Origin of the sequence: Paenibacillus hodogayensis (assembly GCF_039536325.1) — a bacterium.
Classification (GTDB): Bacteria; Bacillota; Bacilli; order Paenibacillales; family NBRC-103111; genus Paenibacillus_AB; species Paenibacillus_AB hodogayensis.
Genome location: NZ_BAAAYO010000010.1, coordinates 239,722 through 255,841, shown reverse-complemented (window position 1 = coordinate 255,841; position 16,120 = coordinate 239,722). Strand labels below are relative to the sequence as shown.

At 56.4% G+C, this 16,120-nt stretch carries 10 protein-coding genes; 8 read left to right on the top strand and 2 right to left on the bottom strand.

Annotated elements, in window-relative coordinates; genetic code table 11:
* Positions 1 to 6 precede the first annotated feature (6 nt).
* The 3 genes from ABD796_RS20240 to ABD796_RS20230 are packed head-to-tail and all read left to right on the top strand — an operon-like array spanning position 7 to position 3,048.
* Positions 7 to 1,167, top strand: a complete 1,161-nt coding sequence (locus ABD796_RS20240) for a Gfo/Idh/MocA family protein (RefSeq protein ID WP_344911052.1) — start codon at positions 7 to 9, stop codon at positions 1,165 to 1,167.
* Between the two features lie 14 nt (positions 1,168 to 1,181).
* On the top strand, positions 1,182 to 1,925 hold the full coding sequence (locus tag ABD796_RS20235; protein WP_344911050.1) for a ThuA domain-containing protein: 744 nt from the start codon (positions 1,182 to 1,184) through the stop codon (positions 1,923 to 1,925).
* A gap of 22 nt (positions 1,926 to 1,947) precedes the next feature.
* Positions 1,948 to 3,048: a Gfo/Idh/MocA family protein gene (locus ABD796_RS20230; protein ID WP_344911048.1), complete on the top strand. Its 1,101-nt coding sequence runs from the start codon at positions 1,948 to 1,950 to the stop codon at positions 3,046 to 3,048.
* A gap of 102 nt (positions 3,049 to 3,150) precedes the next feature.
* Here ABD796_RS20230 and ABD796_RS20225 read toward each other — a convergent pair whose 3' ends face one another.
* Positions 3,151 to 5,427, bottom strand: a complete 2,277-nt coding sequence (locus ABD796_RS20225) for a helix-turn-helix domain-containing protein (protein WP_344911046.1) — start codon at positions 5,425 to 5,427, stop codon at positions 3,151 to 3,153.
* Between the two features lie 241 nt (positions 5,428 to 5,668).
* On the opposite strand from ABD796_RS20225, the gene ABD796_RS20220 reads away from it, so the two are divergent.
* From ABD796_RS20220 to ABD796_RS20210, 3 genes are all read left to right on the top strand, one after another.
* A complete protein-coding gene (locus ABD796_RS20220; protein WP_344911043.1) occupies positions 5,669 to 7,363 on the top strand; it encodes an extracellular solute-binding protein in 1,695 nt (564 codons plus the stop codon).
* A 27-nt stretch (positions 7,364 to 7,390) separates the two neighbouring features.
* Entirely contained in the window at positions 7,391 to 8,746 is a 1,356-nt protein-coding gene (locus ABD796_RS20215) for an ABC transporter substrate-binding protein (RefSeq protein ID WP_344911040.1), read from the top strand.
* A 67-nt stretch (positions 8,747 to 8,813) separates the two neighbouring features.
* Positions 8,814 to 10,871 carry a beta-galactosidase trimerization domain-containing protein gene (locus ABD796_RS20210; protein ID WP_344911037.1) on the top strand — a complete coding sequence of 686 codons (2,058 nt, stop codon included), beginning with the start codon at positions 8,814 to 8,816 and terminating at the stop codon, positions 10,869 to 10,871.
* Positions 10,872 to 10,995: 124 nt separating this feature from the next.
* On the opposite strand, the gene ABD796_RS20205 is transcribed toward ABD796_RS20210, so the two are convergent.
* The gene (locus ABD796_RS20205) at positions 10,996 to 11,283 is read right to left on the bottom strand and encodes a hypothetical protein (RefSeq protein ID WP_344911032.1); all 288 of its coding nucleotides are present in this window, start codon (positions 11,281 to 11,283) and stop codon (positions 10,996 to 10,998) included.
* A gap of 302 nt (positions 11,284 to 11,585) precedes the next feature.
* On the opposite strand from ABD796_RS20205, the gene ABD796_RS20200 reads away from it, so the two are divergent.
* Positions 11,586 to 13,559 carry a stalk domain-containing protein gene (locus tag ABD796_RS20200; protein WP_344911029.1) on the top strand — a complete coding sequence of 658 codons (1,974 nt, stop codon included), beginning with the start codon at positions 11,586 to 11,588 and terminating at the stop codon, positions 13,557 to 13,559.
* A gap of 312 nt (positions 13,560 to 13,871) precedes the next feature.
* Entirely contained in the window at positions 13,872 to 16,097 is a 2,226-nt protein-coding gene (locus ABD796_RS20195; protein WP_344911024.1) for a PAS domain S-box protein, read from the top strand.
* The last annotated feature ends 23 nt before the right edge of the window (positions 16,098 to 16,120 follow it).

The window sequence follows — 16,120 nt, the reverse complement described above, 5'->3', positions numbered from 1 at the left end:
ATAACGATGAATGCCGTACGAGTGGGCATGGTGGGCTACAAATTTATGGGGAAGGCGCACAGTCACGCCTACCGGGATATCCCGATGTTTTTTCCGGATGCGCCGGTCCCGGTCATGCAGGCGATCTGCGGCCGCAGCGCGGAGGGAGTCGGCCGAGCGGCGGCGCAGTTCGGCTGGGCGGAGGCGGTTACCGACTGGCGGGAACTCGTCGCCCGCGACGATATCGATCTGGTGGACATTAACGCCCCGAGCGACGCGCACAAGGAAATCGCCCTCGCGGCGGCTCGGGCGGGGAAGCATCTGTTTTGCGAGAAGCCGCTCGCGCTGACGCTGGCCGATTCCAGAGACATGCTGGAGGCGGCGGAGGCGGCCGGGGTGAAGCATATGATCGGCTTCAACTACCGGTTCGCGCCTGCAGTGCAATTGGCCCGAAAGCTGATCGCCGAAGGGCGGCTCGGGCGTATCCATCATTTTCGCGCCGTCTTCCTGCAGGACTGGATCATGGACCCGGCGTTTCCGCTCGTCTGGCGTCTGGACAAAAAGGTGGCGGGCTCCGGCGCTCATGGCGACCTGGGGGCGCATCTGATCGATCTGGCGCGCTTTCTCGTCGGCGAGCTGAAGGAGGTCGTCGGCATGAGCGAGACGTTCGTCAAGGAACGGCCGCTGCCGAGCTCCATGACCGGCTTGAGCGCGCACGGCAGCGCCGACGGGGCGACCGGACCGGTGACGGTGGACGACGCGACCTTATTCCTGGCCCGCTTTGAGAGCGGCGCGCTGGGCAGCTTCGAGGCGACGCGCTTCGCCGGCGGACACCGCTGCACGAACGCGTTCGAAATTAACGGCAGCTTGGGCAGCGTGAAATTCGATTTCGAGCGGATGAACGAGCTTCAGGTGTATTTTACCGGCGACGATGCCGACGTCCAAGGGTTTCGCCGGGTGCTCGCCACCGATCCGGCCCATGCTTACGCGGAGGCTTGGTGGCCCCCGGGGCATACGATCGGCTACGAGCATACGTTTATTCACGAAATTGTCGAATTATTGAAATCGTTGCAGGAAAACCGACAGCCGGTGCCGAATTTCCACGACGGTGTGCTTTGCCAGGCGGTATTGGAAGCGGTGGAACGTTCGATCGCCGAAAAGCGATGGGTCTCCATCGATGAAATGTGAGGGGGGCGGCACCTATGGACAAACGGGCGCTGATCGTGTGGGGCGGCTGGCTCGGACATGAGCCGGAGCAGGTCGCGGGGCTGTTCCGCGGCATTCTGGAAAGCGAAGGCTTTGCGGTGGACGTATCGGATACGTTGGAAGCGTTCGCCGACGCGGAGCGGCTGAAAGCGCTTGATCTGATCGTGCCGGTATGGACGATGGGACAGATCGAGCAGGAGTGGGCGAAGCATGTCTCCTCCGCCGTTCAGGCGGGAGTCGGCTTGGCCGGCTGCCACGGCGGCATGTGCGACGCGTTCCGCACGAACGTTGACTGGCAATTCATGACCGGCGGCCAGTGGGTGGCCCATCCGGGCAACGACGGGGTCGAGTACACGGTGAACATCGCCAACAGCTCAAGTCCGATCGTGGACGGGCTGACGGATTTTACCGTCAGGAGCGAGCAATATTACTTGCACGTCGATCCGGCCGTCGAGGTGCTGGCATCGACCCGCTTTCCCGTTGCGCCCGGCCCGCATTCGCTTAACAAGGCGGTCGATATGCCAGTTGTCTGGACGAAGCGATGGGGCGTCGGCCGCGTCTATTACTGCTCGCTCGGGCATAAGGCGGATATTGTGGCCATGCCGGAGGTCGAGCTGCTGATGCGGCGAGGCTTCCTTTGGGCGGCAGACGGCAAGCGGCGCGCTGCGGAGGCGGCGCGTGCTTCTGAAAATGCCGGCTCGAAGCAAACGTACACCGGAATGGCGGATAGTCAACTATAAAAGTGGAGGGGACCTGCTTCTTATGAATAAGGTCAAAGTGGGCATTATCGGCTGCGGCAATATTAGCGCCATCTATTTCAAAAACTGCAAGCTGTACCGGGGACTCGAAGTGGTCGCCTGCGCGGATATCGACGTATCCCGGGCGCAAGCGCGCGCCGAGGAATTCGGCGTGCCGAAGGCTTGCTCCGTAGAAGAGCTGCTGGCCGATCCGGACGTCGAGATGGTGATCAACCTGACGATTCCGGCAGCCCATGCGGAGATTTGCCAGCGGGCGCTGCATGCCGGCAAGCACGTGTATGTGGAGAAGCCGCTTGCCGTGACGCGGGAAGACGGCCGCAAAACCTTGGAGCTGGCCAAAGAGAAAAACTTGCTCGTCGGCTGTGCCCCGGATACGTTCCTCGGCGGCGGCATCCAGACGAGCATCAAGCTCATTCGGGACGGCTGGATCGGCGAGCCGCTCGCGGCAACCGCCTTCATGATGGCGCGCGGTCCCGAGGGCTGGCATCCGGACCCGGTTTTCTTCTACAAACAAGGCGGCGGACCGATGTTCGATATGGGACCTTACTATTTGACGGCGCTCGTCGCCATGCTCGGACCTATCAACCGGATCGCCGGCATGACGAAGAAGAGCTTCCCCGAACGGCGCATTACGAGCCAAGCCAAATACGGCGAAATGATCCAAGTGGACATCCCGACGCACGTCGCCGGCTTGCTGGAATTCGATTCCGGCGCGATCGGCACGATCATCACGAGCTTTGACATCATGGGCGGGGCAGACTTGCCGCGCATTGAAATATACGGAAGCGAAGGCTCGCTCAGCGTGCCCGACCCGAACACGTTCGGTGGCCCTGTGAGGTTCCGCCGCAAGGGCTCGAAGGAGTGGGGCGAAATCCCGCTGACGCACGGCTTCGCGGAAAACAGCCGCAGCGTCGGCGCCCTCGACATGGCGCTGGCGATCGCCGAGAACCGGCCGCATCGGGCCAGCGGCGACCTCGCGTACCATGTGCTCGAAGCGATGCACGGCTTCCACGACGCCTCGGACCAGGCAAGCCACTACGTCATGCAAAGCAAATGCGCATCGCCCGAGCCGATGCCGCTGGATGCGGACAGCTTGTGGTTGTAAGATTGCAGAGTGACAAAACCCCGGTGCCGATTGCGGCGCCGGGGTTTTATCGCTATGATACCGCCTCCGCTAGCTTCTTTATGGGAACTACTTTTCCTGGGCCTATCCCTCCGCCATACGCTTTTCTCGCCGGTATTCGAGCGGCGTCAAGCCGGTTAGCTTACGGAACATGCGGGTGAACGAATTGGCGTTCTGGTAGCCGACCCGCGAGGCGACCTCGTGGATTTTGCAATCGGTCCCTTCCAAAAACTGCTTCGCCTTGCTTACCCGCACTTCATTCAGCAAGTCGGTAAACGTCTCGCCGCAACGGCTTTTAATGTAGCTGCACATATAGCCGCTAGATATGTTCAGCTTGCCTGCCACCGTCTCCTGCTGGATGTCCTCCCCGTAGTGCTTCTCCACATAGCTGCGCACATAATCGAGAATCGGATCTTTCTCGCTGGATTTGGCCGCAATCAGCTCCGCAGCCCGTATAATCCATGATTGTACACATTCTATGTACTCTTCCGCAGTCGCGATTTGTTTGGCCTGCTCGTAAAGAGGACGCTCTCCTTTCCATTCGCCGGCATCGATCTTTTGTGCGGCTAGCGCCATTAGCAGCTTTGAAACGATAACCTGGGCCAATTGCCGGTATGCCCAAGCGGTGCCTCCGTTGCGCTCCACCCGGGCGATGATCCGCCTGATCAGTTCAATGGCGCCTGCCGAGCTGCCGGTTTGCAGATGGGAATCGAATTCCCGCTCCTCAGCCGGGCTGAAGTGAATATCGTGGAGGCCCGGACTTGATTGCGTAATGATCTGGGTTTCGCCGTTTAACCGACGCTGGTGCAGCAGCTCCATGCCATCCTCGTACGCAGCAGTAAATTCGCTTGCGCCGCGCAATGTCGGATTCGCCGCTACGGTTAAATAATAAAAGCCGCTGTCCCGGTCGAACACCGGCTTCATTCGGTCCAGCAGTTCGTGCCATTTAACGCTGTCCTCCGGCTTGGCGAAGACGATGCTGAATAAGATGTCTTTGTCGCTCTGCGCCGTTACCGAACCGGGGAATTGCTGCTGCATCGTCAAATTTATAAACTCGACGATATAGGTCGTCAATCCTTGCTCGTCGATGTCCAGCTCGCGAAATCGACGGGTGCGCTCGATTTGAATCAGGACGAAGAAGAACGGTCTGGACGTATCGACCAAAGAATGGACGTCCTTATGATTGACGTTAATCCGTTTAACAAGGTCCAAATAGCCGTATTTCTCCAGCATCTTCGTTTTGCGCTGCAAATCTTCGCGTATCGAATCGGTCGAGACGATCATATGCTGGAGACGATCGCCGATAAGCTTGAATTCGGCGATTTTGCTGCGCAGCTGGAAGTTCGGATTCATCCTTTGGAGCGAGTGGACTAGCTTCTGGATCGGCTGCTTGAACTTGAAGCTCAAAATGATCGAGAGAATAATGCTGGATAGGACGGACAGTACCAGCAGCGAATAGAGGACGATATTTAAACGGGATATTTGCCCGGCAATATTTTCGTTCGGCACGATGTTGAGGTATGTAAGGCCGGATGCTTGACCGGCATGTTCAAATACGTAGTTGCCATTGTCAGAGAAGAAGCTGCCCGCACCGGATCGCGAAACGGGAATATGGGCTGCAACGCCGGTCAGTTCATTCGGATTGGAGCTGTATAGTAACGTACCATCGCGGTCAATGATCTGGAACAGGTCGTTTCCCGACAACGAGTAGCTGCGAAATACGGCTTCGGCATCGAGAAATGCGCCGATATAGAACGAATGATTGATTTTATGCTTGAACAGGACCGGGATATATAGGCCGGTCTCCGCTATGGATCCGTCCAATTGCTCCTTCTTGAAATGCACGGCCGGATAAATGCGGTACCGATCCGGTCCCGTGAATGGATCCGTCCAGAAGCGCTCCTCGTACATCGGGTGGACGTAATCCCGCGTGAACATGTTTTGCACGGACACTAGCCCGGTTTTGTCGATGACAAACGGCTGGTTTTGAAAGGAGACGAATACATTTTGTACATACAAATGGTTGGCTGAGGAGGAAAGAAGAGCTAATTCGTCCCTAAGTTTGTTGACGGCCGAGAAATAAACGAATTTATCGGCGGAATTGGCGACGACGGTGCCTACATTCGGATTATTGAGAAGAGGGGCGACCGCTTCCTCCAGTTTGCGGAAATGATCTTCGTAATTGGATACGGTGTAATTCATGCGCAAATCGGTGTTTTTTACAATTTCCGCACGAATATTTCCGATAAAGAAACGGAAGGCAAACATATGGAACAGGAACGGGACGGTTCCGACGATTAGAAAAGCGAGCAGCAGCTTCGTAAAAAAGCTGTTCCGGCGTACATTCCAGAACGGCGTCATAAGATCCCTCCAAAAAAACGTTTTCAACATATTACATATTATATATAATGCATGTAAAGTGCGAAACTGTTTTGTTGCCAAAAGTCATTAATTATTCCGTAATTTATATTTGTACGGCAATTTATGAATCCGCGCATGAAACGTGAGAACTTGCCGCTTCCGAATGCAGCGGGCATGAGCTAATCTGCAATTGCCGGCTAACAATTTCGGGGAGGCGATAAGACAAAGAGGGGGAAGCCGAATGGCAGTCGGTACCGTGATCAGGTTGATCGTATTGTTAATGGTAACAGCGCTGAGCGGGTGCCAGCGGATCGTTGAGACGGCAGCTATTGAACCAAGCAACGGTTCAACCGGCGAAAATCAATCCATGCGGGCTGAACGGCCGGCTCGTTCAGGCGCCGCTATCGAAATAGCTGCGCTTGGCAAGGACCGTTACGACGCTCCTATTACGCTGACGACGATTCGCACGAACGAGCCGGGTGTGCGTTTCGACGCAGGAGATTCATATGGTGACAACGAGTGGATTCGCGCTTATGAACGGGAACTCGGCATTCGTGTTAAGATGCTGTGGACCGAAGACTCCGTTCAATACAACCGCAAGCTGGACTTGCTGATCGCGTCGGGAGACATTCCGGATTTCTTCCGGGTGAACGGTACGCAATTACGCCAACTGATCGACAGCGGGTTGATCGCCGATTTGAGCGCCGTATACGCTGCCAGCGCATCGGACAAGGTGAAGAAACTATTGGAGGAAAGGGGCAAGGATCCGTTCGTATCGGCGACGGTTAACGGCAAGCTGATGGCGATCCCCTCTATGAGCATGATGACGGAAAACGCGGCCGTGCTGCACGTGCGCTCCGACTGGCTGGAGAAGCTGAATTTGTCCATGCCGGACACCCTTTCCGATGTGCTGAATATGAGCCGTGCTTTCACGACGCAGGACCCGGACGGCAATGGGATGCATGATACGTTCGGACTTGCCGTGGATCAAAATTTTACATTGGCCAACGGCTTTCTCAACGGCTTTCACGCCTACCGGGGCATATGGATCGGGTCCGGCAGCAAGCTGGCGTACAGCTCGGTCCAGCCTGAAATGAAACAGGCGCTCAGCGGCTTGCGGGATTTATATGCAGCCGGACAAATCGACCCCGATTTCGGTATGAAGGACGAATCCAAGGTGTACGAATCGATCGCTGGCGGCAAAATCGGGATGTTTTACAGTTCTCCGTTCGCCGGATCGTTTCCGCTGCAGCAGGCGAAAAAACGGAATCCTTCAATGGAATGGAAAGCGGTTCCGCTTCCTTCGGTTGACGGAAGCAGAGCGCTGCCGCAAGTGGTTCCCGGCAGCGGGTATTGGGTCGTCAACAAAGAAGTGCAGCATCCGGAGGCGATATTCCGTCTGCTCGACTTTTGGGTGGAGACGTTCTATGACAACAAGTCGGACGATCTGTATTACAAATACAACCAATCGAAGGATAACAATCCGGTATGGAAAATGAACGCAATCGCCGTAACGAAGGAATACAAAAACGTCGAGGAGAGCTTGCGGATCATTGAAGCGATTGATAAGAAAGACCGGTCGAAGCTGACCCCGGAAGACAAAGGCGTCTTGCAGCGGATCGAAAGCTATGTTACCGGCGGAGCGGTTGACGGCTGGATGTGGAATTATATGTTCAACAAAGGCGGGACGCTGTCCATTGCAGACTATTACCGGCGCAATAATTTGTACAAGCGTGAACAGTTCACTTCCATTCCGCTGCCGAATTTACAGCGTAAAAGCTCCGAGCTTGGAAAACTGGAAGCGGAAACGTTTACGAAAATCGTACTGGGCCTTATGCCTGTCGCGGATTTCGACCGGTTTGTGGAGCAGTGGAAGGCGGCTGGCGGGGATGACATTACGAATGAGGTTAACGATTGGTACAGGAACAATCAATAAGGATGCGAATGATCGGGGGATGTATAGATGGCAAGGAAGATGTTGTCGCTGTTTTGTGCGATGTCATTCGTTGCATTGGCGGCGTGCGGAGGAACGGAAAGCGGAACGGACGGAACGGGAAAGGAGGATCAATCGGGAAAGGCCGCAGGGGGGAGCTCCGCCCAAGAAGCGGTCAAGCCAAGCGAACCGGTGGAACTCGTCTTTCACACGAGTACGTCGGATACGGAGGATACGTTTAACGGGCTTTATGGAAACATGCTAAAGAAAAAATTTCCGAATTACAAAATCAAATTCGTCCAGAGCAAGCCGGGCCAGACATTGCCCGAATTGCTGGCGCAAAAGCAGCCGGTCGACGTTCTGTACCAGTCCGTCTCCTACTATCCGACGATGGTGGAAGCGTCCCAACTTCAATACGATATGACCGATCTGGCCAAAAAGCACAATGTGGATTTGAGCGCATTCATGCCAACACTCGTAGACGGGATCCGGAATTCGAACGGCGGCAAGCTGACTGCATTGCCGGTCACCAATACGGTGCAAGTGCTGTATTACAATAAAGGAATATTCGACCAGTTCGGCGTATCTTATCCGAAAGACGGAATGACTTGGGATGAAACGCTGGATATAGCCAAAAAGCTGACACGTAAAGACGGAGACAAGCAATATCTCGGCTTTGCCTCCTCTCCGGCAAACATGCTCGGCGCCAATCAGTTTTCTCTACCGTATCTGGATCCGAAGACAGAAAAGGCGACTTATCAGGATGACGGCTGGAAGAAGCTGTTCGATACTTTATATGTTGCGCCTGGAGAAGATCCCGCTTATAAAAGCCGGGTTGCCGCTTTGAAAGCGCTGCCGTACCGATTGGAGCTGACAAACTCCCAGGAGCTGGCGATGTTTGCCTTTCATTCGCAGTTTCCATTCGCCGTTCCGAAGGACGTAGAGAAAATACAGTGGGATCTCGTCTCGCTGCCTACGTTCAAGGAGAAGCCTGGCCTCGGCTCGCAAATGATTCCGTTCGTGTTCGGGGTTGCCTCGATCTCGACAAATAAAGATGCCGCGATGGAGGTGATCAAATATCTTACGTCGACGGAAGCGCAGATGCTGTTCTCGAAACAAGGCATTATGCCGGTCATTAATGACGATTCGGTAAAAAAAGCGTTCGCGCAAGAATCCCAGTTCAAGGACAAAAACTGGAAGTCGCTGTTTCTGAATCAACCGGCTCCAATGGCTCCCAAAACAAAATACCAAATTATGGTGGAGGGAGCGCTGACGAAGCAGCTGCCGGAAATCGTCACGGGAGCCGTGGATCTGAATACGGCGATGCGTACGGCGGCAGAAGCGGCGGACAAAGCAGTAGCAGACGAGAAATTGAAGCAGAAGTAAAGGGCGGGGGAGAAATCCCCCATCAGGACTGGCCGTGTTGAAAAAGAGGAAGGATGGAGAGATAACGATGACTTTATACCGCAATACGTTACGTAGAGGGTTACTGGATTTCCATATCGGGGAGGCGGTGCCGGAAATCTCCTTCGATGTCCCGCGCTATATGCGGGAAATGGCGGAGGCTGGCATGCAGACGCTCACCTTCATGACCAAGGATGCGTTCGGAACGTCCTACTACGATACAAGCATCGGACACAAGAACTCGAAGCTCCGGACGGACCTTCTTGAAGAAGCGGTACGGGAAGCGCGAAAATATGGCATCCGTCTCATCGCTTACTATAACGTCGGGCTGAACAGCTTCGTCGCGAATGCCAACCCGGATTACCGGCAGCGGGACAAGGACGGCAATGCGGTGACGAATGCGTTCGGCTACTACGATATGCTTTGTCTCAATTCCCCGTATCGGGATTATGTAGCCGCACAGCTGGCAGAAATTGCCGAGAGGTACGAGGTTGACGGTTTTTTCTTCGATATTACTTACGTATGGCCGTCCTCCTGCCATTGTGAATATTGCAAGAAATGGTATGTGGAGAAATACGGGCAGACGCCTCCGCCATCGCCCCAACCGGGGAGCGTGGAGCTGCGGCGGTGGCAGCAGTTCCAGAAAGACATACGCGCCGATTTTCTGCGTTTCATCACCGGTCGGTTAAAGCGGATTGCCCCGGGGCTGGAGATCGGCTGGAATCATGCGGGAGACTTGGCCTTTGCTCATGTCGAGCCGGATACGCTTGCCGATTACTTGACTTCCGAGTTCCACCCGCCCATTTACTTGTACGGGAGCTTGCTGGCCAAGTGGAAAAGGACGACCGGCAAGCCGTTCGAGCTGATGATGCCGAGCGAGATGGGGAGCTGGGGGGAATGGACGATGGCTCCTGCGGCCACCTTGAAAACGGCTGCAGCCATCGCTATTGCGGGAGGAGGCTCGATCAGCTTCGGACATGTGCCGATTCCGTCCGGAGCGCTCAAAGGGGCGCTGCCGCCGCCGGTCGTGGGGGCGATGAAGGAAGCGAACGAGTTTGTCCGCGAGCGGGAGGAGTGGCTGCTACACGCGGAGAGCGTTCCCGACGTGGCGGTGCTGTACGGCGTCGAGAACAGGCGGATGATCGAGTCGACATCGCTTCCGAACCATGTCGACGATGCGATGAACGGCGCGAACCGGATGCTGATCGAAGGCAATATTCATTTCGACGTCCTATCGGGGCAAAACTTGCCGAAGAAGCTGGGCGGCTATTCGGTGCTAATCATGCCGGATCAAGCCTATGTCACGCCGGAGGTCGAAGAAGCCGTACGCGGGTTCGTACACGGAGGCGGCTTGCTGATCGCGAGCCAACGGACGTCTTTGTACGGTGAAGACGGGATTCGCAAAGCAAACTTCGGCCTGGCCGACGTGTTTGGTGTCGATTTCGACGATACGTCCCGGTACAGCGTTGCTTATTTGGCCGACTTTGCCGGCGAGCATTTTGCCGACGTTCCCGATATGCCCGTGCTCGTCAAAGGGGTGAGCGCGCCGGTTTTGCGCGTACGCCTTGCCGCGGAAGCGCGAGCGGTGTCCGCCTTCATGGAGCCCGCGATGGAGTCGAAGACGTACCGTCACGTGTATCACCAGCATGCGCATCCGGCGATCCGGACGGACGATCCGGCGATAACGGTACATCCATTCGGCAAAGGGGCTTGCGTCTACATAGCCGCGCCGGTCGAAGCATCGTTTTGGCGCACAGGCTCTCCTTGGCTTCGCCGCATTTATATGGATTGTCTCAAGCTGCTTCGTCCGGAACCGCTGCTTGAGGTCGAAGCGCCGATTGGGATTGAAGTCAATTTGATGCGCCAAGGAACGCGGCTGATCGTCCATCTTGTACAGGTGCGCGAGGAGAAAGCCGGCGGCTCGAAAACATTTATTGAAGAAATATGGCCGGTATTTAATATCCGGGTCAAAATCCGCGCCAAGCCGCAGTCGGCTTATTTGGCTCCGGACCGTCAGCCGCTCGCGCTGGTAGAGGAGGGAGACGGCGTCTCGCTCATCGTTCCCGAGGTCGGCCTGCATGCGATGGTCGTTCTGGAGGGCTGCTGACGCGCCGGCGGAAGCGGTCTCGATTCAGCACGACAACGAAAGCCGCGCACCCTTTGCGAAGGATGCGCGGCTTGTTTCGGTTGCGTCGTCATCGGAACGACGTGAAGCCCGGATAGACGTTTTCTTATTGCAGGGACGACTTCATGGCATAAGCGACCATGCCGATCAGATACGAAAGCCCGGTCGCGCTGACGAACTCATTGACATAGAAGGCGATGCGCGGGCTAAGCCCGAACTGCTTTTCTTTGCCGGCCTCCTTAAGCTTGTTCAAATATTGCTCCTTGCGGCCTTTATACGAACGCAGCATGAACGAGCAGAAGACGATCCCCCACAAGACGGCCGCGACGAATACAATCGACAACGACGCATTGAAATAACCGATGATAATGCCGGCAATGATATGGATTTTCAACTCTAAAGCCCCCCGAACTCGAAGTATACCTTTCCATTATAGCATAGCGGCCGAGATTCGCACGAAAGCAGCTGTCGACGTAGGCAACCGCACTAGAAGCAGGTAGGCGTTTGGATAGAAGGCCCAGCCAACATTTGTTTTGGCATTCAGTCCCATTTGGTCGACGTATTTGGGAAACTTTTTCCTTGCTGTATCGTCTACATAGTATATATACCAAGCGGTATGCAAAAAGGCAGGTCATCCTTCCCGTACCAGCGGGGACGAGTGTCAATGTCTATACGGACGGGAGAGGCGGAACACGATTGACGAAAAAAACGGTGCATACCCAGCAGGCAAAACGGAAAACCGGCCCGGCGAATTCGCTGGATGTCGCAAAGCGGGAGGGACGCGTGCTGCGTCGGCTATTGCCGGTCTCGCTGCTGCTCGCCTCCTCTTGGACGATGGCCGTATCCGCGGCTGCGGCCGATGTCAAAGCCGACAGCTTCGCGGAGACGGCTTCCAAAACAGCCGATGAGGCTGTATGGCCATGGACCGACGGACGTCCGGCGCTGCCTGTCGAGGGCTTCGACCTGGAACCGAGAGCGGTGTTTCGGGATATGAACGTTCAGCCCATCCCGGTCAAGCTGGTCAACGGCACGATGATGGCGCCTGGACGTGCTCTGCTGGAGAGCTACGGTTTTCGCCTAGCTGAAGGAGAGTCGCGTCCGGGCGAGCTGCGCGCGGTCCGCCCAAGCGGCGGAACATGGACGCTGCATGCCGGAGAGGCGACTCTGGATACCGGCGACGGGAAGATGATTGCGCTCCCCGAGCCGCCTTATTTGGAGGCAGGCTCGCTCTGGATACCGCTGCGGGCTCCGTCCGAGGCGCACGGTCTCAAGGTCAGCTGGACGGAGGAGAATAGGACGGCGACAGTACAGGACCCGAATGCGCCGCTTCGCTTCACCGTCGCTACCCGGGCGGATTATGGGAACGTCCAACTCTCGGAACGGCTAGCCGCTTATATGAAGACGGAATGGAAGGCCGATCCCAGTCTCATCTTGATCCCGCCCGAGAACTACACGCCAAAAGCGCATACGATGATCGCCGCCGGTGCTCCGGCCGATCTGATGCTGCTTGCCCAGCCGTATCTGCTGGGGGAAGAGCTGTTTATAAGCGTGGCCAGCGATCTGACCGATCTGCTCGGCCGGTTTCCACGGCTGAAGGCGTTGGCGGAAGGAGAGTCGCCATCCGTACGCACGATTGGCGGACGTATTTACGGCATTCCGCGGCTGGGCAATGTGCATGACGCGCCGTTTCCGGCTTTACGCCAGGACTGGCTCGACAAGCTGGGACTGAAAACGCCGGAAACGATGGACGAGTTGTACCAAACGTTGGTTCGTTTCGTGAAATACGATCCTGACGGCGACGGCCGGGACAATACGATCGGTTTGAGCGGCACCGTCAGCGATTACGACCTTGGAACGCTGCAATGGGTCGAACAGTCTTTTACCGGCTCACCCGACCGGTTTGTCGTGGAGAACGGTCGGGTGATCGATACCGTGGCCGGCAGCGGCGAATGGAAAGCGCTGCAATGGCTGGCCAACGCCTACAAGGACGGGCTGATTGACAAGGAATTTGCGATCATAAGCAAAGAGCAGTTGAACGGCCGATTGAGCCAGGGGCGCACCGGCATGGCGGCCATGCGTCCGGAGGAGGCGGCCAAGCTCACGACGGACGGGAGTGCGGCCGCAGGCCAGTTGCAGGAGTGGACCCCTCTGCCGGCGCTGCAAAGGGAAGGTTCGACGGAACGGTTCGCCCCTTGGAGCAAGGAAGGGGCCGGGCTGTATATCATCCCCCGCACCGTTTCGTCCGACAAGGCGGTGCGTTTGCTGGAATGGCTCGACCGCGGTCTGGAGCAATCCCGCTCTGGCCAATGGAGCTCCGTACCCGGGGTGACGGAGGACGATCTGGTGGTGGCGGACAGCGTATTCGGCAAAGAGTCGGCCATCGGAGGCTCTGGTTCGTTTGAGAAGCTGCGGCCGCAAGTCCGGTCCGTTTACGAGAAGGTTATTGCCTCTTGGGACAAGGTCAGTTATGCCGGCAGCCTGTCTTCGACCGTCTCCGCTGCGAGCGCTCAAGGGGAGTACACCGAGATGAACCGCAAGCTCAATCAGGTGAAGATTAAGGCGATTATGGGCGGCATCACGTTGGAGCAGTGGAACGCCTATATAGCCGAGATGCAGGCCTCGGAGCCGTATAAGGCGATGATGGCGCAGTTGAACGCGGCCGCACGCTAACGGCCAGCGGTTGCCTGCCTGAGGCAGGCTGGCCGGCTTGAAGCCCGTTCAGGTTACGCGCGCTGTAGGGACGAGGTCCGCGTTAGGCTCCATAAGGTCAGCTTTTTTATTTCGATATCAGCCGGATGGCCGACACAGCACGACCCGCTTGCAGCGCAAGCGGGTCTTCTTTGTTTTCGGGACCATATCCCAAGGGAAGGGGAACTTAATAAAATAGTAAAAAAAACGTTCGGCAGGCAGGGATTTTCATTTTTATGTCAAAATGTTTTCTCCATACACTACATTCCGAACTATAAGAGGGATGACAAGAGAATGGCAAATTTTTTAGAACATGTCGGCCATATGCATGCGGCATTGCTGGAGTCGTTCATGACTTATACAAGCGATGGCATCGTTGTTGTCGATTTGGACGGAAAAGTGCTGGAGGTTAACCGCGCTTTCGAGACGCTGCACGGCTGGACCCGGGAAGAGGCGATCGGCATGCTGCTGCCGATGACGCCCGCGCATATGCACGACGAGGTCCGTCAGCTGTACGGCGAAGTTGCGGCAGGACGCGATGTAAACGGTTACGAGACCGTGAAGTTGAAAAAAGACGGCAGCTGGTTTCACGCCAGCGTGACGCTGTCGCCGATCAAGGACGACTTGGGGCGGGTCATCGCCTTGATCGGCGTGGAGAGGGATATAACGGCGCAGAAAAGGGCAGAGACAGATTTGGCGAAAAGCGAGGAACGGTACCGCATGCTGGTCGAGCTGTCGCCGGAGCCGATTATCGGGCTGGACGATTACGAAGTGTACTACGCCAATCCGGCGGCCGTCAGTCTGCTGGGCGCGCAGTCGATGCAGGAGGTGAACGGCCGCTGCTTCCTCGATTTTATCGGTTCGGAGCATGCGGTCGATCTGGCGGCGTATATCGAGCATTTGCTCGGCTCGGAGCAGTCGTCGGACGTCATGCCGATGAAGCTCGTGCGGCTGGATCATACATGCCTCGACGTGGAAGTGAAGGTGGTGCCGCTCGCTTCGCGCGGCAGCTCGTCGATGCAGCTGCTGCTCCGGGATGTTTCTCAGCGGCGCTCGTCGGAGGCGTCTCTGCTGGAGACGGAGATGCTGTACGAATGCCTGGTTGAGAACGCTATGACCGGCGTCTACCTATACCAGGAAGACAAAATCGTGTACGCCAACCCGTATCTGTGCCGTCTATTCGGATACGGGCATGACGAAGCGCTGCGGCTGGGACTGGAGACGATTATCGTTGCAGAGGACTGGGCGGCGCTGCAGAGCATCGCTTCGCGGACCTTGGAAGGGAGGTTGTCGGCTTTTCCTTTTTCGGTAAGGGGGATGAAGAAGGACGGCACACTCGTTTATATGGAAGGTCTCGTGACGTCAACGAAATATAAAGGAAAACCGTCGCTGCTCGGCACGTTCCAAGACATGACCTACAAGAACGACGCCGAGGAGGCCCTGCGCGAAAGCGCCCAGCGATACCAGCGGCTCATCAAGTTTTTGCCGGAGCCGATCGTCGTCAGCGACGAGGGCGTGGTGCTGTATGCCAATAAATCCGCGATGAAGCTGTTCCGCGCCGGTGAAGAAGGCGAGCTTGTAGGCAAAAGCCTGTTTCATTTTATTCAAGCCGATCACCACAAGCCGGTCAAAAAAATATTGCGCAAGGTGTTGACGACCGACGAGCCTTCGCAATTCCAGGAAATTCAGATTGTCTGCTCCGACGGGGAGCCCATCGAGGCGGAGATGTCCAGCATCCGGATTCATCATTATATGGGCAAGACGGTGACGGTGAGCGTGCTGCGCGACGTGACCGACCGCAAGCAGGCCGAGGAGATGCTGATCCGCTCGGAGAAGCTGTCGATCGTGGGGCAGTTGGCGGCCGGGCTGGCGCATGAAATACGCAACCCGCTGACGTCGCTTAAAGGGTTCACGCAGCTGCTGAAGTCGCGAAGCAAGGACGACGCGTTTTACTTCGACACGATGCTGACAGAGCTGGAGCGGATCAATCTGATCGTTAACGATTTCATGACGCTGGCGAAGCCGCAGCTGTCCCAGTTCGGCTACGGAAACGTGAACGGGATGCTGGAGCACGTCATTTCGATTTTGAGCCACCAGGCGATTATGATGAATGTCGCTCTGATCTCGAAGGCGCACAAGGCGCTGCCGGACATTTATTGCGACGAGAACCAGTTGAAGCAGGTGTTTATCAATCTGATCAAAAACGCCATCGAAGCGATGCCGAAAGGGGGCAATGTGACCATAACCGCGGAACAGACGAATTCCGAGCAGCTGCGCATTCGCATCAGGGACCAAGGGGAGGGAATTCCGGACACCATCGCCAATAAGCTGGGGGAGCCGTTTCTGACGACCAAATCGAACGGAACCGGACTCGGGCTTATGATCAGCTACCGCATTGTGGAACAGCATCACGGCTCGATGACGATCAAGAGCAGCGAGAACAAAGGAACGACGATCGAGCTGCTGCTGCCGGTCCACGGCGAGCCGCTCAACAAAACGCCGACTGCCCATATCGGCTAAGCGCTATCGCACGAGTAAGGGAA

Coding starts and splice junctions, on each gene's coding strand:
- ABD796_RS20240 (WP_344911052.1), top strand. CDS start 7: ATGAATGCCGTACGAGTGGGCATGGTGGGCTACAAATTTATGGGGAAG.
- ABD796_RS20235 (WP_344911050.1), top strand. CDS start 1,182: ATGGACAAACGGGCGCTGATCGTGTGGGGCGGCTGGCTCGGACATGAG.
- ABD796_RS20230 (WP_344911048.1), top strand. CDS start 1,948: ATGAATAAGGTCAAAGTGGGCATTATCGGCTGCGGCAATATTAGCGCC.
- ABD796_RS20225 (WP_344911046.1), bottom strand. CDS start 5,427: ATGACGCCGTTCTGGAATGTACGCCGGAACAGCTTTTTTACGAAGCTG.
- ABD796_RS20220 (WP_344911043.1), top strand. CDS start 5,669: ATGGCAGTCGGTACCGTGATCAGGTTGATCGTATTGTTAATGGTAACA.
- ABD796_RS20215 (WP_344911040.1), top strand. CDS start 7,391: ATGGCAAGGAAGATGTTGTCGCTGTTTTGTGCGATGTCATTCGTTGCA.
- ABD796_RS20210 (WP_344911037.1), top strand. CDS start 8,814: ATGACTTTATACCGCAATACGTTACGTAGAGGGTTACTGGATTTCCAT.
- ABD796_RS20195 (WP_344911024.1), top strand. CDS start 13,872: ATGGCAAATTTTTTAGAACATGTCGGCCATATGCATGCGGCATTGCTG.